Genomic DNA, 19177 nt, shown 5'->3' with positions numbered 1-19177 from the left:
GGTCAGTCTGCGCCTCCGCGCCCGATATTGCGTGTCGCGAAGAAGATCAGCAGGCTGATCCCGCCAACGATGAACATCGAGGATACGGCAAGCGCTGCTCCGAGCGGGGCGTTGTTCGCCTTGCCGAACTGCACCTGGATCATGTTCGAGATCATCAGCCCCTCAGTTCCACCAACCAGGCGCGGGGTGATGTAATCGCCCACGGTCGGGATCAGGACGATGATGGTGGCCGCGACGACACCGGGCATCGCCAGCGGCAATGTCACGCGAAAGAAGCTGCGTACCGGCCCGTCGCCAAGATCCTTGGCCGCTTCCAGCAACGAACGGTCGATCCGCTCCAACGCCACAAAGATCGGCAGGATCGCAAAGGGAGCCCAGGCATGGGCGAGCGTGATCACCACGGCGTTCGCGTTGTAGAGGATGAAGGAAAGCGGCTCGTCGATCAGACCAAGCCCAAGCAGCGCCGAATTCAGAACCCCGTTGTACCCCAGGATCACCTTCCACAAGAACACCCGCAGCAGGTAACTGGTCCAGAACGGCACGGTGATCAGGAAAAGCCACAGCGCCTTGCGCTGGTGGACGTGAAACGAGACGTGATAGGCGATGGGAAAGGCCAGCAGCACTGTCACAACGGTGACAATCAACGATATCCTGAGTGACCGCAGCATGAGTTCGCGATACAGCGGGTCGGTCCAGGCTTCGCGGTAATTGGCCAGGGTGATGGTTGTGTCGAGATCCAGATAGTTCTGGGTCCAGAAGCTGAAGGTCACCACCATCGCGAGCGGAGCGGCGAGGAGCAGAAGAGCGTAGGCAAATGGTGGGCCGACGAGTATTAGGCCTTGCCTTTGGTCACGGTCGATCAGTTGCGCAACTCCCTGTTTGTCGGCCCGGCCTTTTTCCGGGGCCCGGTTCCGACAGATTATCGTGTTTCCTTATGTCGGCAATTCCCAGGATTGCCCGGCCTTCGCCCGCAAGACATCATTGCGTTCCTTCAATGTCCCGGGCTCGGGCTCTGCCTCTGTCAGCACGGGAAAGACGTCTCGCAAGTGGTCATGATAACTCATGACCCCACGCTCGAGATCCGACAAAAGAACGCCGTCATACGCAGATGAAAACGCGGCCTCCCAGGTCCATTTCGTCAGCATCTCGTCCTCGCGAGATGTGATGCGGTCGATCCGGCCGGAGAGATACCGTGCCGCGCGCATGCGGCGGTCTTCTTCCGGATGACGATACACAGCCCCGCGCTGGATGGTTCGGCCAACTTCGACCGGGATTTCCTGATAGAAGTAGATCGAGTCCGGGTAGAGCCCGAAAACGAAGTTCGGGAACACACCGATATACAACCATGCTCGCTTGTGATCGGAATCCAGCTCCGGAACATTTGGCAGGATCTTCTTGTAGTTCCGAACGCTCCAGAGACGGCCGTCACCCGCCCGGAAGCCGGAAAAGGAGCGCGAAGTCCCTTTACAGAAAGGCTCGTCAAAGTAGTTTCGGCCGAACAGGTCATCGAGCCCGGGATGCGCCATCGGAACATGATAACCTTCGTTGTCCACGTCTCGAATGCATTTCCAGTTAACTTCGACTTCGGTCGACCAGGCGCCATTTCCGTCTGGCACCATCCGGTCCATCCTGTACTGGGCCAGTTCCTGATCCCACCGGCCAAGCAGCTCTGACACCGAGGGCTGCGGCCCGGGTTGAAAACGTACAAAGACGAACCCGTTCCAGACTTCGAACTCCAAGGGTTTCAGGCCCCATTCGACCGGGTCTAGGTCGGGCAGGCTGTCGGGTTGCGCGGGACTTCTTAGGGTGCCGTCCAAATTGTAGACCCAGCCGTGAAACGGACAGACGATCGAATTGCGGCAATTCCCGTGTTCGTCACCCAGTACCCGACTGCCGCGATGGCGGCACAGATTGTGAAAGGCGCGAACGGTGCCTTCGGAATCTCGCACAATCAGCGCGCGGTCTCCCACAATATCGCAGGTAAAGAAATCGCCCGGATCGGGAATGTCGTTGACGTGGCAGATCACCTGCCAATGACGGCGGAACAGGTCCTCTTTTTCCTGCTCCAGCAAGTCCTGGCTGAAGTATCCCCAGGCCGGCAATCCGCTGCGATCCCGAGCGGTCTCGGCGCCTTGTTGCGGATATTGAGTGCGCCCCGTTGTCATGTCCCTGTCCATTATTTTTTTGAGCGGTTAAATAAATTTTAGTCTAGACTTGCCGTGCAGGCAAGATGAAAGCTGGTGCCAAATGGCGAGCAACGGCTAGATTTGCCGCAGATCAGAAAAGGATCAGAGACATGGCGCAGACGGCGAAAGATGTCGAAAACCCGGATTACGACGAACACGCGATTGCGTTTCTTGAGCTATTGTGGGGCAAAGGTCATCTGTCGCCGGGCGGCACGGATGAGGTGGATCGTATCGTCGCCGATATAGATTTTGACCGTCTGCGGGTGCTGGATATCGGATGCGGATCAGGTGGCAACGCCTTGCATCTGGCGCGAACAAGGTCGTTGAAACACATCACCGGCTTCGATGTTGAAGGTCCGGTGGTCCAAGTTGCGACGCGACGCGCGACAGAGGAGGGGCTTGCCGATCGCACGAGTTTTGTCCGGGCCGATCCCGGACCTTTGCCTTTTGATGATGACGCTTTCGATCTGGTGTTTTCCAAGGACTCGCTGCTGCACGTCCCCGACAAGGATGCGCTTGCCGCCGAGATCCATCGCGTTCTGGCCCCGGGTGGGCAGGTGGCTGTCGGGGACTGGATGATCGGTCATGACGGGCCCATGTCAGCCGAAATGGCAGCCTATGTCGCGGCTGAGGATCTAGGTTTTGCCATGGGTTCCCCGGACCGCTACCGCGCTGCCATGGAGGGTGCGGGGTTCACCGAGGTACGGGTTGTTTCCCGCAACCCGTGGTATCTTGAGCGCGCAAAGGCTGAGTTAAGAGAGCTGAAGGATACCCGCTACGCGGAATTCTGCGCTGCTTGCGGCAAGGATTACATCGACTATCAGATCAACACCTGGACATTGATGATCAGGGTTCTTGAAACGGGCGAGCATTGCCCGTCGCATCTGTTTGCAAGGAAACCATGATGCATTTTGCCTAACCCGCCGAGTGGCAGGACTATCTAAACCGCCACCCCGAGACGCGCTATCTCGACACCGTTGTCATTGACTTGTGTGGCAACGCGATCGGGAAAAGACTTCCGGTCACGCAGGTGGCCGGGATCCTTGGTCGAGGCACTCCGGTGTGCGGTGCGATGCAACTGGTCGATGTCATGGGCAATACGGCCGACCCGATGGGGCATGGCTTCTCAGACGGGGACCCCGATGGTTTGGCGCGCCCGCTTGCCAGTGGTTTCATGCCAATTCCGTGGTCCAATGGCGCCGGGGCGCAGGCGCTCTGCGTCATGTGCGACCCGGAAACGGCATTGCCATACTTGTATGAGCCGAGGGCTGTTCTGGACACAGTCGCCAAGCGTTTCGCAAGCCTGGGGGTAAAGCCCGTTCTGGCGCTGGAATTGGAATTCTATCTGATCGACCAGAAACGCGGTCAATTTAGCGAGCCTTTGCCTGCTGCTTCGCCTTTTGGCGGTCGGCGCGAAGGGAAGGGTCAGGTCTTTTCGCTGGCCAAACTAGAGGAGTTCGCGCCGGTTCTGGGTGCAATCGAAGCGGCGGCGCAGGTGCAGGGTCTGCCGGTCACGACCATCATCAGCGAATACGGCGCTGGCCAGTTCGAGATCAACCTGGCGCATGTCAGCGATCCGCTGGCCGCCGCCGACCATGCCGCACTGTTGCGCCGGGTCGTCCGGGGTGCGGCGCGCGCCGCCGGATACGATGCAACATTCATGTCCAAGCCGTTTGCCGGTCAGACCGGCAGCGGACTGCACCTCCATCTCAGCCTGACCGACGGTGAGGGCAATATATTCGATCCAGCGCGTGCCGATGGCGACGCACGTCTGGGTCACGCGGTCGCCGGATTGCAGGCGACAATGGCCTAAGGGATGGCCATCTTCGCACCAAACCTCAATGTCTATCGCCGGTTTGAGCCCGACGCATTCACCCCGGTCACCCGCGACTGGGGCGAGAACAACCGCTCGGTGGCCTTTCGGCTGCCAGTGGTGAATTCGGGTTCTGACCGCCGCCTTGAACATCGCGTTGCTGGGGCCGAGGCGAATCCCTATTTAGTGACAGCCGCGGTTTTGGCGGGGGTCCACCATGGATTGACTCAAGCGCTGGATCCAGGACCAAAAGCGAGCGGGAACGCGGGCTCGGGAATGGAAGAAAGCCTGCCTTTGACTTTGTGGGATGCCTTGGCTGCCCCGCGCACAGCAACGGTTCTGTCTGATTACCTGCGTGCGAAGTACCTGGAGATCTATGCGGCAGTCAAAGATGCCGAGTTCGCCTCATTTCGCGAAGAGATCTCGCCCCGCGAATACGATTGGTATCTTTGACCGGCAATGGCACTGGCCGGGCAAAAAGGCCCGGCCTTTGGTTAATTGCCCAGTCGTGCCAGAACCCAGTCGTGAAACCGCTTGATGTCAAACTCTTGCGGCATCAGGCGGCCGCCCTGGAATCGGGAAACGCGCAGACCTCTTTGGTTCATCTCGCAGGCGGCACCGTCCTCTTCCAACACGGCGGCTGCAAAATCGACGACATTGTCCAGATCAAAACCGGGTGCGGCCAGGGTCTCGGGCAGGAACAGCCATTCCGCCTTCAGCCGCGTGCGTTCGGGTGAAACCGGCGTCAGCGAGACGATGCGCACGTAATCGACGTGCGCGACGATGAACGCGGTTGGATAGATCGTGACAAAGGTGTGTCCGGCCGCGCGTTCCACCGCGGACAGGTCGGGAAACACAGGCCCGCAGGGTTGACCATTGATCGTCCAGGTTTCTGTGCCGGGCTCCAGAATCGGACCGTCGTAGGGTGTTCCGCTGGCTTCCTCGGCGGACATTATTCCTTGCTTGTAGACCGGAACCCGCTTGCTGAGCGAAGGGTGAATGCCTGGGCAATGCAGGCATTCATTGTAGTTTTCCCAAAAGACTTTCCAGTTGCAGGCCAGTTCGATGTCTCGGGAATGACCGGTTACCAGCTGCTCCATTGGCCAGTTGTCCAGGGCGGCAAGGCCCAGATCCGGTGCGAATTCGGGTGGTGTTTCGTCAAGGCACAGGAACAGGCAACCGTTCCAGACCTTGTGCGAGACCGGGATCAACCCGTGTGCGTCCCTGTCGAAATCATCCGTAGGGGTTGCATATGCGGTCGACCTGAGGCGACCCTCCATGTCAAAGGACCAGGCGTGATAGGGGCAGGAGATGAGCTTGCCGTTATAGGCCCTGTCCTGCACTCCGCAAAGCTCTGACCCGCGATGAGGACAGACGTTCAGAAACGCGGAAATATCGTTGCCTTGACCGCGCGCGACCATGACCGGCTGACCGGCGATCTCGACCCGGCGCAGAGTGTTTTCCGGAAGGTCTGAAAGACGCCCGGCATAGGCCCATTCCCTGTGCCAGATCTTCTCCCGTTCTCTCTCAAACCAGGTCTGTTCGTAATATGCGGACGGAGGCAGCGAAGCCGGGCAATTCTTCAGCAATGGTGACGAGAACACGGGTGGATGAGACATAGTTTACCCCTAAATTGTTCCCCACAGCGTACGAGCTCGCGCCATTCGGCGGCAAGAAAAACTGTACCTGATCTGTCCGGCCTACTGCCGCGCCTCGATGATCCGGCTGGCAAAGCCAATGATATCCGTTTCGCGACCTTGCAACGCTTCGGCCAAGGCTTCGGAAACCGACAAGACACTTTCATCCCTTGGGCGCCGCATGTCAAAAAGAGGTGTCCGGCTAAGGATGGCGATGATTTCACTCTTGCCATAATCCCCTTCGGTGACTTGCATGGCCAGGCGGCTGTTGTCCTCCTGAAACTCAGGGATGGACCAGAGGACTCGGATGTCTCTGAGCCCATTGTTTATCACTCCCAGCCCGTTCAGATCGTGCTCGGTTTGCGAGATGTTGGGCAACACATGAAAGACCTTTCCGGTGTTGTCCACCACCATCACCCACAGCGAGCCTTCGGTTGAGGCTGGAATCCGAACGTCGACCACTGGATTTTCGCCGGTGCGAAAAACCCCGGACAGGGATGTCTGTCCGCTCGCACCATTGGCGAGGCGAATGGACAAGGCCTCGGCCGGTGCCTGAGGGAGAACTGCGCGAATGGCGCACAGATCAGGATTTAGAACGGTTATGTTCAGACGTAAATCTCGGTCGCCAATCCGGGGTTTCAGGAACTCTTTGAGAATGCTGCTATCCTCTGGCTGCTCCAGTTCGCCAGAGAGCGTGATTGCATCGCCCAGCTGATACGTTGCATCCAGCCCAGCCGCTTGAGCGAGCGGGCCACAGGTGGTCAGGGGCGTGATCAGTTCCTGTATCTGTTGCGCAGTCAGGACCACTGGACCGGCGACCAATTCGGCCCGCACAGAAAAGCCTGAGATCTGCTGCCATTCATTAATTCGCGTTTGCAGATCGTCCCTAAGCGCCGCATCCGAAGCAAGGCCCGTCAGTGATGCCTGAGTGTCTTCGACCTTGAGCTGCCATTCATCAAGACGGGCGGAAAGCGCCAGCAGTTCTTCGATTTTGGTGGGCCAGTCCAGTGAAGGCATCCCTTGGGCCAGTGTGATCTCGCTGGTTTTCGGTGTAGTCCCGGCGATCCGGCTGACCGCTGTGTTTAGGGCGGTGCCCGTCTCGGTATCCGGGGCGTTCGCCGCAAGGGTCAACTCTCCATCCGTGAAATTGACGGCTAGGCGATAGGGCGCGGCAATCGGTAATGGCGGTGGAAACAGTTGATCCTTGTATTGGACATACCCCACCACGGCCGCGCTCGCGACCAGACCAAGCACGACAGTGGCGACTAGCCTTTTGCCGCGTTTGCCGCCGTTTTCGTTCCGCTCTTTCCTGGCTTTGGTTTCTGGCTTCAGAACCGCATCCAGGCGCCGGAGTGCGTCGCGTGCCGAGGCGGGGCGGTCCTCCAGCTTGGGCGCGCTCAGCCAGTCGATCACCCCTTTGAGCGGCTCTTGCAGCCGCGAGGTGTCCAATGGTTGCTGCTTGCGTCTAATGATCTCGCCGGGGGTAGTCCCTACATCAGGAATTTCACCCTTGGCTGCTGCCAGGATCGACGCCCCCAGGGCATAAAAATCGGTCCGGAACTCGGACCTGCCGTCCAACTGTTCCGGCGCGGCAAACTCATATTTTCCGGCAAAGTCGTTGCCAACGATGGTACGGGCGTCAGCGGATGTGTCCTTGGCAATCCCAAAGTCGATAATAGTAGCGCGTTCGGCCTCGCCGCCGCGCAGGATGATGTTGTCTGGTGACAGGTCACGATGAACGATGCCTTGCGCATGCGTGGCTTCGAGACCTTCCAGAACCCGATGCACGATGATCATCAACTCACGATCGGTGGGCCGACGTTCGAACATAACATCGTTGAGAGACAACCCATCAATATAGTCCATCACCAGAAAGACCTGACCGCTGTCTGCCCGAGAACAGTCCGAATAACGAACCACAGCGTCATTGACGATGCTGCGCATCTCTTCTTCGCGTTTCATCAGCTCTAGGTAATCGTCATTTCCCGAAAATCGGGCGTTCAACGCTTTGATGGCAAAGCTGCGTCCGGTGATCTGGTTCCGGGCAAGATAAACCTCTCCGGTTCCTCCACGCCCTAGGACACCTTGAATCTCGTAGGTGTTGTTCAGAACCTGCCCTGGGCGGAACATGTCGGAGGGCAGCGGGTCGATCATCTGAAAGTCTCCGTAAGCTGAGGCAGGTTCCAAGAAAAACTGTCGATTCAATTAGAAATCCGGCTTACACTTACCCGAATAACAATGTGTCGATTATTTCACCGGAACGTGGTTCCAACAACATTTTTCAGAAGCGAGGTCTGCCATGGCGGCACGTGCTGCGCAGGAGACAGTCAAGCGCAAGGAACTTGTGGGCAAACTGAACCCGGTTTGTCTAAAAGCGTTTTCAGCTGCGGCACAAGCGGCCAAGAGGCGCGGCAACCCTTATGTCGAGCTGGTGCATTTTGTTACAGCGCTCGCCGACAGCGAAAGATCCGATTTCGCCCTGCTGCTGGAATCAGCAGGTGTGGATCGTGGCAAGCTGGAAGGCGATATGCTGCGGGCAACAGATGCACTACCGCATGGGGCCGGTTCAGTCGAAGAGTTCTCCGATCATATCTTCCGGGCAATTCAAGAGGCCTGGAACTTTGGCTCGCTGGAATTCGGAGACGACCAGGTTCGTTCCGCCTACATCCTGCTTGCGGCTTTGCAGACCCCGGTCCTCGAAGGGTTGCTGTTCAAGATCAGCCTCGAATTCGACAAGCTTGATGCCGGTGCCATGTCGGGGCAACTCGATGATTTGCTGGCGGCCTCATTGGAAAGAACCGGCGATTCAACGGGCGACGCGCCCAAAGCGAAGCCAAAACCAGGTGGGCAATCGGCGTTGTCGCAATATGCGGTCAACCTGACCGAGCGTGCGCGTGGTGGTAAGATGGACCCGGTGGTGGGCCGCGATGCCGAAATCCGCCAGATCATCGACATCCTGATGCGGCGCAAGCAGAACAACCCGATCCTGACCGGCGAGGCGGGGGTAGGCAAGACGGCTGTGGTCGAAGGGTTTGCACAGCGTCTGGCCAAGGGCGACGTGCCCCCACAATTGAAGAACGTCGAATTGCAGATGCTTGATATCGGGTTGATGCAAGCCGGTGCCTCGGTCAAGGGCGAGTTCGAAAGGCGGCTGAAATCGGTCATCGAAGAGGTGCAGAGCTCGGACGTTCCGACCATCCTGTTTATCGACGAGGCGCATACGCTGATCGGGGCAGGTGGGGCGGCTGGTACCGGGGATGCCGCCAACTTGTTGAAACCGCCGCTGGCGCGAGGCGAGTTGCGGACCATCGCGGCCACGACCTGGGCCGAATACAAGCAGCATATCGAGCCTGATCCCGCGCTGACCCGGCGGTTCCAGGTGGTGAAGGTCGAGGAGCCATCCGAGGCCAATGCGGTGCTGATGTGCCGGGGCGTCGCTGGTGTACTGGAAAAACACCATCAGGTCGAAGTGCTGGACGAGGCGATCGAGGCCGCCGTTGCTATGTCGCATCGCTATATCCCGAGCCGGCAATTGCCGGACAAGGCGATCAGTCTGCTCGATACCGCCTGTGCCCGGGTTGCGGTTTCGCAGCATGCGACACCGGCCGAGGTTGAGGATATCGACCGCAGGCTTGCCGCGCTGGAGATCGAACAGGGCATTATCGAACGCGAAGAGGCCATCGGGATCGACGTGAGCGAACGCAAGACGGATGTCGAAGCCGCGTTGGAAGCCGCCCGGACGGACATGGACGCCGCCAATGCGCGCTGGGAGGCCGAAAAAGCGCTTGTCGCTGATATCCTCGACTTGCGCGCCCAACTGCGTCGGGCTGGCGCGGCGCTGGATGACACCGGCGTGGTTGGCGATGCGCCGGTTGTTGAGGCATCGGGGCCCGAGGCCGAAGACGAAGTGACCGAGGCAACGGAAGTAACCCCATTCGACCGCGAGGAAACGCTGACCACCTTGCGGGAACGGATGGTCGAGCTTGCCAAGGCGCAGGGTGAAAACCCGTTGATCCTGCCTTCGGTCGACAGGATGGCAGTGGCCTCGGTGGTGCAGGACTGGACCGGGATTCCGATGGGCCGGATGCTGGCCAGCCAGGCCGAGCGCGCGCTCAATCTGGCATCGGCCCTGACCGAACGGGTCGTCGGGCAGGATCACGCCATGGAAATGATCGCGAACCGGATTCAGACTTCATCGGCGGGCCTGAAAGCGCCCGAAAAGCCGGTTGGCGTGTTCCTTCTGTGCGGTCCGTCGGGTGTGGGCAAGACCGAAACCGCGCTGGCGATTGCCGAGCAAATGTTTGGAGGAGAAGACAACCTAATCTCGATCAACATGAGCGAGTATCAGGAGGCACATACGGTCAGCACCCTGAAAGGTGCGCCGCCGGGATACGTCGGGTACGGAAAAGGCGGGGTGTTGACCGAAGCGGTGCGTCGTCGCCCTTATTCTGTTGTGCTGCTCGATGAAGTGGAAAAAGCACACCCAGATGTGCACGAGATCTTCTTCCAGGTCTTCGACAAGGGGATGATGGACGACAGCGAGGGTCGCCGGATCGACTTCAAGAACACCCTGATCCTTTTGACCTCGAATGTCGGGTCTGAAGAGATCATGGCGATGACAGAGGATGGCGCCAAGACCGCAGATCAAGAGGAGTTGACCGCCTCCTTGCGGGCGCCCTTGCTCAAGGTTTTCCCGGCGGCTTTGCTGGGGCGGGTCGTCACCATTCCGTACTACCCGTTGTCAGATGTGATGATCGAGGCAATCGCAGGGCACAAGCTGCGCTCGATCGCGAAGCGGCTCGAGGCGGGTTATGATGCGGAACTTGTGCTGGGCGCGGGCGCGATGGACCTGATCAAGGCGCGCTGCACCGAAATCGAAAGCGGTGGCCGGATGATCGACGCGATCCTGACCAATACGCTGATGCCGGAATTGAGCCGTCGTTTGTTGCAGGGACGGTTGAGCGGAGAGAGCTTTTCCAAGGTGACGGTCACCGGAGGTGAAAACGGTTTCGACTACGTTTTCGAATAGGTTTGGGTACTGAGACCCGTCATGTGGTTGTTGTTTAACAATACCCCGTTTGCAGCCGAACGTGGCTGGACCCGCGACGAAAGCGGGGCGGAGACCTGGCTGGTGGTGGTCAAGGGCACCTTCGACGTCGCTGCGGACGACGTGCAAACCCCGGCAGCGGACCAGCGTCCGGTGGCGCTGTCCCCGACCTACGATGGGTCGGGCCCCACCGCCGAACTGATCGAGGAAACCGATCTGAACATCTTCAAGCCGCGAACCGACGTGTTTGTCGCCGGGCATGCCCATGCCCCCGGTGGCAGGGCGCAAGAGTGCGAGTTGCGGTTAAAGGTGGCGGATATCGACAAGCGGGTCAGGGTGCTGGGTGATCGGCAGATGGGTGTCGGGCCGGTGGGATTGGCCATTGGGGGGCCGCGAGAGTTTGCCAAGATACCGCTCAGCTGGCGGCGGGCCTATGGCGGCTGGGATCAGGACCCCGATAATCCGGGTTGGGAACCGGCGAACACCATTGGGACCGGCTTTGCGACCGACGTAAATCGTCTGGCCGGAAGGATCGCACCGAACTTCGAATATCCTGATACGCCATATTCCGGACCTGGACGCGGCCGATCCGCCGGTTTTGGCCCTGTTGCGCGGCACTGGTTACCCAGGCTGAAGTATGCCGGAACCTATGATGCGATCTGGGAGAAAACCCGCGATCCGCTGCCACCGCTCGATTTCGACCGGCAATTCTATCAGGCGGCCCCGCGCGATCAGCAAAGCGAAAAACTGCTCGTAGGCTACGAACATGTCCGCATGGCGAACTTCACCTCGGACGGTTTCTGGCAGTTCCTATTGCCGCGCCTCAGTTTTGACATCGTGACCGAGTTCTACAATCGACCCACCCGGCGCAGCGACGTCCAAATACATACTGTATGGCTTTACCCCGACGAACGGCGATTTTCTGTAGTCTGGTTATCCGCACTACCGGTTCCATATGATGAGGAACGGTTGAAATCGACAACGGTATCCTTGCGCACTCGAGTTGGAGTTCCCGACTCGATCCGGCGGACAGGCGTCTGGCTGGGGGCGGCATGATGTCCGGCGAAGTCGTCATCATCTCGGCCGGGGCGCGAACACCATTGGGGTTTTCACTGCCGGCCAGCGCGGCGGCTGTTCGGGCCGGTATCTCAGTGATTGGCGACCATCCGTTCATGATAGACCGGTTCGGCCAGCCGATGAAGGTGACGCGGGATACCGCGCTCGAACCTTTCGCGTCGGGAATTGACCGTGAAGTTGAACTGGCCTGCTCGGCAGCTCTGGAGGCTCTGAAACCGGTTCTTGAAAACCCAAGTAAGCCCGATATGACAATCATGATGTCGACCGGGGAAAACCGACCTGGAAAATCGCTTTCCCATACGGATTTGGTTTACAAAGGCTTGTGTGACCGACTTACCGCCTATGTCGGACCGTCCCGCGGCGGTTCAATCGACGAAGGGCATTCCGGAGGTCTGATCGCGATGCATCACGCTGCACACGCCTTGGCTTCACGACAAGCGGAACTTTGTCTGGTCGGCGGAATTGACAGCTATCTGGTTCCGGAAACGCTGGAATGGTTGGATGAAGGCGAGCGGCTGCATTCCGAAGGGAACAAATATGGGTTTTGCCCGGGCGAGGGAGCCGGGTTCTGCTTGATGGCGCGAAAGGACACCGCAGACAGGTTGGGACTCCCTCCCGTGTTGACGGTCGTGGCGACGGCGACAGCCAAAGAAGAAAACCTGATCGGAACCGAAACCATCTGTCTGGGCGAAGGACTTGGGTCCGTGCTCGCCGCGCTCCGGACATCATTGCCCGACCCCGAGCAATCGGTAGATCGCATTCTCTGCGACATGAACGGCGAACGCTACAGGGGCAATGAATACGGATTTGCAGTGATGCGTAGCTCGGGGCTGTTCCGTGATGCGGCCCGGTTCGAAACCCCGGCGGATTGCTGGGGTGATCTTGGGGCGGCAACCGGGCCAGCCTGCGTCGGGCTGGTCATGCAGGCACACGACCGGGGCTACGCCGGCGGGCCGCTGTCGGTAATCTGGGGAAGTTCCGACAATGGCAGCCGGGCGGCTGTCATGCTGGCTTCGACGACGGGAGGTGCCAATGCCTAGCCATGTGTTAGTCAACGGTCTGGGGCTGACTTACAAGTCGACAATCGGTATTTCGATCGCGACGATACCAGATGTTTGTAAGACACCGTCGCCTGGCGGCCCGATCCCGATCCCTTACCCAAACATTGCCAATCAGGGCACGCTGGGCGGCGGCACGACGACGGTCAAAGCCAAGGGCAAGATGATCGCCATCAAGGGGTCGCAATACAAATCCTCGAACGGAGATGAGCCGGGAACGGCCGGCGGTGTGAAATCCAATGTTAACATGAAGGCGACCGATTGGATCACCTATTCCTTTGACGTCAAGATGGACGGCAAAAATGCCTGTCGTCATACAGACAAGAAATTCCACAACAATCAGAACACTGTAGATCTGGCAGGTAACCTCGATCCCGCCGTCGGTGGTCTGGACGGAGGGGACAACCCCTTCGAGATCAAGTGCCAGGACGCTCCGGCGTCCAGCAAGGACAAGTTGACCGATTGCCAGAAAAAAGAAATTTGCGCCAAATGCGGACGCCTCAACGCGGCGATGAAGGATCCCAAATACGACCTTAGCCGGGTCACTGATGACAAAGCGACCTACAAGGCCACCCGGAAGGAGGGCAACGCTGCCTGCGCCGCCATCCATCGCCAAGCCAAGAAGGGCAAGGGAATTGGTGGCGAAGGCAAGCCCGAGGACATGGGATTTCAGGTCACGGATGAAGAGTGCGAGAAAGAACTGAAACAACAGGCCGCCGACAACGACTACAAGGGCTTTAGTCCGGACCACGTACAGGAATTACAGTTGGGTGGGCACCCAACCAATCCAAGTAACCTTTTGTGGATGACGAGCCGCGCGAATAGTTGGGTGGGCACCACACTCAAAAACTTTGATCCGAAACCAAAGGGCAGCCATACCGGGGTGAAGCCGGACTGCTGCGAATGAAGGCGCCAGAATGCCTGCCACAGATGAAGAAATGCATGCCATGATCGACCGGATGCTCGACCGCAAGGAAGAGTACGAAACTCTACGATTCGACGAACCCTTCGAGCGCCCAGATCCGGGGCCAGCCTCATCTGACGCGTTGCGCCGAGCCGAATCGCAGATTGGCCGTTCGTTGCCTCCCGACCTGCGCCACTTCCTTTCGATCAGGGACGGTTTCGATTACATGGACGGACGGGCAAAGATACTGGGGACCAGCGACTATGGAGCGCCTTGGGTGACCGAAGCCCTCGCAGCCTACGACGAGTTGTTCGTCGAGTTCTCGGCGGTCAACCCGCTGCGAGCGGGAGCGATTCCGGTCATGCTTGGTGAAGATACCCGTCCGATGGTGCTTTTCGAAACGCCTGCCGGTGGGGATGCGGGCGAGTATGTAGAGTATGACTGGGTCGAAGAAATCGATCGATACCCGACCTTGTTCGCATGGCTCGAAGGCGACTTGTCGGTTATCGACACACTGATCGACCGTGAACTCAACGGGACAGGGGAGGGTTGAGGCATGGAGTTGCCGCCGCCACTCGCCAGCCCCGGTTCAATCGAAGGCAAGCCGGCCTTCAAGGTCTTGCATGAGCTGATCTTCTATCACGATGAACTGAAAATCGGGCAATTCGACGCCTTACTGGATCTGTGGCGCTCGATCTGTCCATCCGACCGCCTGACGCTCTTTACAATCTCAGAACTCGATTTTTGGTCTCAGCTCACAAATCCGGTCCTGACGCAATCGGCGCGTGCAGCCGCAGCAGAACGATTGAGCTGGCCGATGTTTGAAGCGACGCGACGACGCATCCAGATGGGTCGTGCTCTTAAGGCGCATATTTGGGATGGGCGGAAGATCGAACAGGCCTCAGGCACTTGGTCAATGGAGATCCGTCGATTGCACCGCAGGGATTCAGGATTGCATGGCTATGTACGGATGCTGTTTCCGATCGACACCGACACTGGTCTTCTGATCGAGACAGCCCGCCAATTGGGTAACCTTCTCCCCGCCTATTCCGGCCATGGAGGCCCGGTTTTCACCTATGAACCGGACCTTCGGTTCCAGGCGTTCCGCGCCATACATTCCGTCGCACGAAGGTTCCATGGCATCGACGTGGAAGATCTGAGGATAACCCTTCCCATGATGCGGGATCGCTGGAAATCGCCCTGTTGGCTCAATTTTTTTGGAATTGGTTCAGCGCCGGAGGGAGATGTCGGCATTCGGCGTATGGACGGGGTCCGGGTGTTCGATCTGACACATGGTACACTCTATGTGCTGGGCGACCGACCTGAAGTGCTTGATGTCAACCGACCGCCAGTTCGCTCCGAAACTTATCAGACTATGGCGCGACTGATGTCCAACCGGTTCATCGAAGAAGTTGGCGAATTCTCTGGCGCAGGTTGGCTGGAGGATGCCGGCAGCGCGGATTCCTGGCTGACAAGGTTCCTACCCGAGTCGGGATGGTTTCCCCGCGACAGGCTCTGACTGGCGGTTTAGTCGACGGTTCCGGCAATTCGGCTCAAAAACTGGGTCACTCTATCCGCAACCGGGAAGGCCCCCATGGTCTCGTCCTCGAAAGCAGCCACGAACTCAGGTCCGTGATCGGCAGGTTCCACGGATGTCAGATCATCCCAAATCTCCCAAGCTTCGGGAAACAGCTCGAGAAACGCGGCCCCGGCTGCAGGGCAGAGGTCGGCAGACCTCATCTGCCGGGCCAGCCAGGGGCCGATGCTACGATCGCCAAGCATCCCCGCTCCTCGGATGGCAACAGGGGCAGTTTCGTTGCTTTTCAACAGTAATGCGAACCAAGCCCTTATATCTTCCGGCGGACTAACACTGACCAGTTTTCTCATGAGATCCACATTGCCGGGATCGACCAGTACTGCCCGCCGGAGCGGCGTGGTCAGAGTATCGTCAGGAGGATGACCCAGTTCTAGCAAACCGATTGCCGCCGCAAGCTCCACCTCGGCCCCGGACGTCTCCAGAAGTTCGCGCAATCGCGGCACCATGTCGTCCCGGCGAGCTTTGGCCGCGGCCGTACAGGTCAGCGCGCGCACTTTATCGTCGGGATCGGACAACAGGCGCTCCAGCCATGTGCCCGGGTCAGCCTTGAGATCAGCGAATGCCGCAACCGCCAGCCATCGCAGTGCCGGTGACGAGGAATCAAGCCATTTGCGAACATATGGTGCGGTCAACTCGGGCTCAACCCAAGCGATTGCACCGCGCAGACCTGCCCGGCCTTCTTCAGTTGCGGCAAGGCTCAGAACTTGTAGCAAGCGGCGTTCATTCGACTGTTCAAAGGCGAGGATAGCGGCAGCGAAGACTTCGCCTCGCTCCTCGTATGTTTCAAGTTGGTCGATCAGGATGGGCCAGGCGGCGGTGCCGGCGATACGCAGACCGTCCAGATGCGCCTCGGTCTCAGTACGAAGCCGATCAATCGCGACCTGGTCAACCGGATCAGCCTGAAACGCCAGGCTGAATTGCGCCCAGCAGAAAGCCACGCCTTCGGCGTGGGCTCGGACGACATCCTGGACGATCCGACCCTCCAACTTTTCCCCTCAGTTAAAATGAATGGATCCGCCGCGTAGGCGGTTAGCCGAAATGGCCTGGGTGGTGACGTTCGTACCCCTGATCGTGACCCGGCCGTCCTGATCAAGGACAATGGACGCTTTGCCAACCCTCAGTTCCAGACGCTTTTCTGCGCTGACACGAACAGTTTCACCGTCATGGATGACCGTCGGTTCGACAGTTTCGCGTACCGCTCTCTGAATTCTTCCCAGTATCAAGGGCCGCCGCAGGTCACCGTCCTCGAACATCAACGCGACTTCGCCGCCAACATCGTCATCTGTCAAACGCGCCAGACTACGCGCCGTCACCGCATGGTCGCATGGATTGCCGGGAAAGACGACAAGGGGCGAGCTTTCTTCGAAGCCCAATAGCAATCCAATGGACACGCCATCTATCTGACGGATTTCATCCATGGCAATCTCCTCAACAATCACTGTCACTATCTCACAACCCCGGCAAATCGCCAAACGCCAAGGTTGGCGACCGCAATGCGAATCTCTGCTAATCTTGCGCCAGAAGAGAACCGGAGGGACAAGAACAGTGATCAAACGGATTGTTACCGCCATCTTGCTGGCCCCGACCTTTGTCGTCGCCCAGGCGTCTGGTCCGCTGACCGTCGAACTGAACAAATTGGAATCGGGTGAAGGCAGCGGTTGTCGCGCGTACTTCTTGTTTCGAAACCAAACCGGCATGAGTTTTGAAGCTCTGGAAATATCTCTGGCACTGTTGGGCGGTGACGGTGTCATTGAACGATTGGTGACCGTCGATGCATCGCCCTTGCCAGCAGCCCGCACAACTCTGAAACTGTTTGAATTCCCAGAAACGGATTGCAAGGGGCTAAGCGAAATCCTGTTGCATGAAATCGGAAGCTGCAAGCCACAGAACCGGGACGAGGCGGATTGTTTTGAGTTGATCGAGCTTGACAGCAAAGCCGCCGTTCCACTGGTCAAATAGCCATGGCTTCTTTCGACCTATCGGCGATTGGGATATCGGGGCCGATCCTGTTGTTGCTTGGGCTTCTTTCACTGGCGTCAGTTTCTGTTCTTGTAGCGCGACTTCTGACGCTTTGGAGCATCGGGTCAGAACGGGCGAAAAGAGACGAGGCGCTTGAAAAGCTGGCGCGAGGTGAAGCCGTTATTGTATCGGGCCAAAGTCCAGCGGATCGCATTCTGCTGCGAGCGGCTGTTCTGATTGAAGCTGAGGTGTCAATCGAGGTTCTGACATCAGAACTGGAGCAACGCGGAAATGCGGAATCCTATGCGCTGTATCGCGGCGTCCGGTTTCTGGAACTTGTAGGGATGATAGCACCGCTTCTTGGTCTTCTGGGCACGGTTCTGGGCATGATACAATCTTTCCGATCACTGGAACTGGCAGAGGGTGCGGCCAATGCCTCGATCCTTGCGGGGGGAATCTGGCAAGCGCTCTTGACGACCGCTGCTGGCCTTGTTGTTGCCATTCCGGCCTTGGTTGGCGCCGCGATCTTGACCGCGCGGGCCGAGACAGGATCGACAGAGATCGAACGCACGATGGTGGGCGCTCTGTCATCGGCAAGCCGACGGATGAAGAAATGAAAACGATGCGGCGCCGCGGTGTTTTGCCGAAGGTCACCCTGGTGCCGCTTATCGACGTGCTTTTCATTTTGTTGTTCTATTTCATGGTGACGTCGGTCTACCTTGATCTCGATATGATCCCTGTTTCACAGGAAACCGAAGAGCCCGGGGTTGCTGTTGACGAGCCCCCCGGCGGCTCGATACTACTGCGTATCGATACCGAAGGCCGGACCGTGATCAGGGGAACGGTGATCAGGGCCACGGAACTTAGCGACTGGTTTCAACAAGGAGACCGCGCCGCAAATACCGTTTTGGTCTTGCCGTCCGGAGAAGCGCCGGTCCAGGCATTGGCCACGGTTATGGACGCGTTGGCCCGTGCCGGTGTCACACGGACGCGACTTGTTCGGCTTGAGGCGCGGCCATGAAGTTGCAAAGACGACCCACCAACCCTCGCGCAGAACCTGTCGTGGCCTTGGTTGATGTCGTCTTCTTTCTGCTGGTCTTCTTCATGCTGGTTGCCCGGCTGGATGCTTCGGCGCCGTTCCGGGTCACTCCGCCCCTGGCAGTTTCGGGAAGAGATATGCCAGGCGGGGGCGTTACTTTATCGGTCGCGGAGGATGGGGAACTAGCTGTGAACGGTCATACTGTCGGAGCGGATTGGCTCGAGCATGTCCGGCGTGCGGCCCTGGTTGAAGACGTGGAACTGATCCGGGTCAATGCGGACGCCGCAACGCCGCTTCGTCATGTGTTGCCATTATTCACAGTAATGGAGGCACAAGGATTGGCCGATGTGGTTCTGGTTGTTACCCCGGGGCGGGGGCAGTGACCCGGCTTGCTCACTCAGCGGCTGGCAGCATAGCTTCAGTGGCGCTGCATGGTGGATTTGTTTTTGCCATTGCCGCCTTTTTGTTGCCTCGACCCATGCCTCAACAACCTATTCCCAAATCCGAACTGACAATGGCCGTGGTTCGCGTCCCCGAGGTTCAGGGCGCTTCCGTAGCGCCAGAAGCATCCAACGCTCTGGCGGCGCGACCTGCTGGGCGAAGGGCTGACGCCGCAATTGTGCCGTCAGGTTTCGCGCACCATATTGCGATACAAAGTTCCATGTTGCGGCCGCAAACGACGGCACAAAGTGTCCTTGCCAAAGCAGACCGGCCAGATTCCCAAAAGGTTACTGCCCTAGATCCGCCAGGGAACGTCTTGACCTCTAGGACCGGTTTGGGGGCGGCCTTGGTCTCTATGTCAGCCGAACCAACATTGGCTGTCTTGGCTCTGAAGAAGGAAACAAGGGTCACGTCGATAG

Annotated in this window: 17 protein-coding genes and 1 pseudogene; 12 read left to right on the top strand and 6 right to left on the bottom strand. The window is 58.6% G+C overall.

Annotation, left to right across the window (positions count from 1 at the left end; all coding sequences use genetic code 11):
• Window positions 1–2: 2 nt before the first annotated feature.
• Together OEZ49_RS20055 and OEZ49_RS20050 are read right to left on the bottom strand one after the other, a co-directional pair.
• Entirely contained in the window at window positions 3–770 is a 768-nt protein-coding gene (locus OEZ49_RS20055; protein WP_263389957.1) for an ABC transporter permease, read from the bottom strand.
• A gap of 162 nt (window positions 771–932) precedes the next feature.
• Window positions 933–2165, bottom strand: a complete 1233-nt coding sequence (locus OEZ49_RS20050) for an aromatic ring-hydroxylating oxygenase subunit alpha (RefSeq protein WP_263389956.1) — start codon at window positions 2163–2165, stop codon at window positions 933–935.
• Between the two features lie 131 nt (window positions 2166–2296).
• Between OEZ49_RS20050 and OEZ49_RS20045 the strand changes: the two genes are divergently transcribed.
• Entirely contained in the window at window positions 2297–3091 is a 795-nt protein-coding gene (locus OEZ49_RS20045; RefSeq protein ID WP_263389955.1) for a class I SAM-dependent methyltransferase, read from the top strand.
• A gap of 167 nt (window positions 3092–3258) precedes the next feature.
• A pseudogene (locus tag OEZ49_RS20040) lies at window positions 3259–4452 on the top strand (glutamine synthetase family protein).
• Window positions 4453–4493: 41 nt separating this feature from the next.
• Here OEZ49_RS20040 and OEZ49_RS20035 read toward each other — a convergent pair.
• Window positions 4494–5618 carry an aromatic ring-hydroxylating oxygenase subunit alpha gene (locus tag OEZ49_RS20035; RefSeq protein WP_263389954.1) on the bottom strand — a complete coding sequence of 375 codons (1125 nt, stop codon included), beginning with the start codon at window positions 5616–5618 and terminating at the stop codon, window positions 4494–4496.
• 81 nt (window positions 5619–5699) lie between these two features.
• Window positions 5700–7790 (bottom strand): serine/threonine protein kinase, encoded by a 2091-nt coding sequence (locus OEZ49_RS20030; RefSeq protein WP_263389953.1) that lies wholly within the window; start codon window positions 7788–7790, stop codon window positions 5700–5702.
• Window positions 7791–7935: 145 nt separating this feature from the next.
• Here OEZ49_RS20030 and tssH point away from each other — a divergent pair, with 145 nt between their 5' ends.
• The 6 genes from tssH to OEZ49_RS20000 are packed head-to-tail and all read left to right on the top strand — an operon-like array spanning window position 7936 to window position 15241.
• Window positions 7936–10665 (top strand): type VI secretion system ATPase TssH, encoded by a 2730-nt coding sequence (gene tssH, locus OEZ49_RS20025; protein ID WP_263389952.1) that lies wholly within the window; start codon window positions 7936–7938, stop codon window positions 10663–10665.
• Between the two features lie 21 nt (window positions 10666–10686).
• The gene (locus OEZ49_RS20020) at window positions 10687–11739 is read left to right on the top strand and encodes a DUF2169 family type VI secretion system accessory protein (protein WP_263389951.1); all 1053 of its coding nucleotides are present in this window, start codon (window positions 10687–10689) and stop codon (window positions 11737–11739) included.
• Window positions 11739–12800: a beta-ketoacyl synthase N-terminal-like domain-containing protein gene (locus OEZ49_RS20015; RefSeq protein WP_263389950.1), complete on the top strand. Its 1062-nt coding sequence runs from the start codon at window positions 11739–11741 to the stop codon at window positions 12798–12800. Before OEZ49_RS20020 ends, OEZ49_RS20015 begins: the two co-directional genes overlap by 1 nt.
• On the top strand, window positions 12793–13725 hold the full coding sequence (locus OEZ49_RS20010; RefSeq protein WP_263389949.1) for a DUF4150 domain-containing protein: 933 nt from the start codon (window positions 12793–12795) through the stop codon (window positions 13723–13725). The genes OEZ49_RS20015 and OEZ49_RS20010 overlap by 8 nt, the downstream gene beginning before the upstream one ends.
• A 40-nt stretch (window positions 13726–13765) precedes the next feature.
• Entirely contained in the window at window positions 13766–14275 is a 510-nt protein-coding gene (locus tag OEZ49_RS20005; RefSeq protein WP_263389948.1) for an SMI1/KNR4 family protein, read from the top strand.
• 3 nt (window positions 14276–14278) lie between these two features.
• Window positions 14279–15241 (top strand): DUF3396 domain-containing protein, encoded by a 963-nt coding sequence (locus OEZ49_RS20000; RefSeq protein WP_263389947.1) that lies wholly within the window; start codon window positions 14279–14281, stop codon window positions 15239–15241.
• 8 nt (window positions 15242–15249) lie between these two features.
• On the opposite strand, the gene OEZ49_RS19995 is transcribed toward OEZ49_RS20000, so the two are convergent.
• Together OEZ49_RS19995 and OEZ49_RS19990 are read right to left on the bottom strand one after the other, a co-directional pair.
• Window positions 15250–16305, bottom strand: a complete 1056-nt coding sequence (locus tag OEZ49_RS19995) for a HEAT repeat domain-containing protein (protein WP_263389946.1) — start codon at window positions 16303–16305, stop codon at window positions 15250–15252.
• A 9-nt stretch (window positions 16306–16314) separates the two neighbouring features.
• The gene (locus OEZ49_RS19990; RefSeq protein WP_263389945.1) at window positions 16315–16737 is read right to left on the bottom strand and encodes a DUF6484 domain-containing protein; all 423 of its coding nucleotides are present in this window, start codon (window positions 16735–16737) and stop codon (window positions 16315–16317) included.
• Window positions 16738–16864: 127 nt separating this feature from the next.
• Between OEZ49_RS19990 and OEZ49_RS19985 the strand changes: the two genes are divergently transcribed.
• The 4 genes from OEZ49_RS19985 to OEZ49_RS19970 are packed head-to-tail and all read left to right on the top strand — an operon-like array spanning window position 16865 to window position 18700.
• Complete coding sequence (locus tag OEZ49_RS19985; protein WP_263389944.1) at window positions 16865–17278, top strand: hypothetical protein; 414 nt, start codon at window positions 16865–16867, stop codon at window positions 17276–17278.
• Between the two features lie 2 nt (window positions 17279–17280).
• A complete protein-coding gene (locus tag OEZ49_RS19980) occupies window positions 17281–17895 on the top strand; it encodes a MotA/TolQ/ExbB proton channel family protein (protein ID WP_263389943.1) in 615 nt (204 codons plus the stop codon).
• Complete coding sequence (locus OEZ49_RS19975; RefSeq protein WP_263389942.1) at window positions 17892–18299, top strand: ExbD/TolR family protein; 408 nt, start codon at window positions 17892–17894, stop codon at window positions 18297–18299. The genes OEZ49_RS19980 and OEZ49_RS19975 overlap by 4 nt, the downstream gene beginning before the upstream one ends.
• Window positions 18296–18700 (top strand): ExbD/TolR family protein, encoded by a 405-nt coding sequence (locus tag OEZ49_RS19970; RefSeq protein WP_263389941.1) that lies wholly within the window; start codon window positions 18296–18298, stop codon window positions 18698–18700. Before OEZ49_RS19975 ends, OEZ49_RS19970 begins: the two co-directional genes overlap by 4 nt.
• The last annotated feature ends 477 nt before the right edge of the window (window positions 18701–19177 follow it).

Origin of the sequence: Ruegeria marisflavi (genome assembly GCF_025673445.1) — a bacterium.
Lineage (GTDB): Bacteria > Pseudomonadota > Alphaproteobacteria > Rhodobacterales > Rhodobacteraceae > Ruegeria_B > Ruegeria_B marisflavi.
The sequence above is the reverse complement of the archived record's forward strand: the minus strand, read 5'-3'. Positions and strand labels throughout refer to the sequence as shown.

Bases quoted from the DNA above. Each gene is read 5' to 3' on its own strand.
- OEZ49_RS20005 (WP_263389948.1), top strand. From the start codon at position 13,766: ATGATCGACCGGATGCTCGACCGCAAGGAAGAGTACGAAACTCTACGA.
- tssH (WP_263389952.1), top strand. From the start codon at position 7,936: ATGGCGGCACGTGCTGCGCAGGAGACAGTCAAGCGCAAGGAACTTGTG.
- OEZ49_RS20045 (WP_263389955.1), top strand. From the start codon at position 2,297: ATGGCGCAGACGGCGAAAGATGTCGAAAACCCGGATTACGACGAACAC.
- OEZ49_RS20050 (WP_263389956.1), bottom strand. From the start codon at position 2,165: ATGACAACGGGGCGCACTCAATATCCGCAACAAGGCGCCGAGACCGCT.
- OEZ49_RS20035 (WP_263389954.1), bottom strand. From the start codon at position 5,618: ATGTCTCATCCACCCGTGTTCTCGTCACCATTGCTGAAGAATTGCCCG.
- OEZ49_RS20020 (WP_263389951.1), top strand. From the start codon at position 10,687: ATGTGGTTGTTGTTTAACAATACCCCGTTTGCAGCCGAACGTGGCTGG.
- OEZ49_RS19990 (WP_263389945.1), bottom strand. From the start codon at position 16,737: ATGGATGAAATCCGTCAGATAGATGGCGTGTCCATTGGATTGCTATTG.
- OEZ49_RS19980 (WP_263389943.1), top strand. From the start codon at position 17,281: ATGGCTTCTTTCGACCTATCGGCGATTGGGATATCGGGGCCGATCCTG.
- OEZ49_RS20010 (WP_263389949.1), top strand. From the start codon at position 12,793: ATGCCTAGCCATGTGTTAGTCAACGGTCTGGGGCTGACTTACAAGTCG.
- OEZ49_RS20015 (WP_263389950.1), top strand. From the start codon at position 11,739: ATGTCCGGCGAAGTCGTCATCATCTCGGCCGGGGCGCGAACACCATTG.
- OEZ49_RS19975 (WP_263389942.1), top strand. From the start codon at position 17,892: ATGAAAACGATGCGGCGCCGCGGTGTTTTGCCGAAGGTCACCCTGGTG.
- OEZ49_RS19970 (WP_263389941.1), top strand. From the start codon at position 18,296: ATGAAGTTGCAAAGACGACCCACCAACCCTCGCGCAGAACCTGTCGTG.
- OEZ49_RS20030 (WP_263389953.1), bottom strand. From the start codon at position 7,790: ATGATCGACCCGCTGCCCTCCGACATGTTCCGCCCAGGGCAGGTTCTG.
- OEZ49_RS20000 (WP_263389947.1), top strand. From the start codon at position 14,279: ATGGAGTTGCCGCCGCCACTCGCCAGCCCCGGTTCAATCGAAGGCAAG.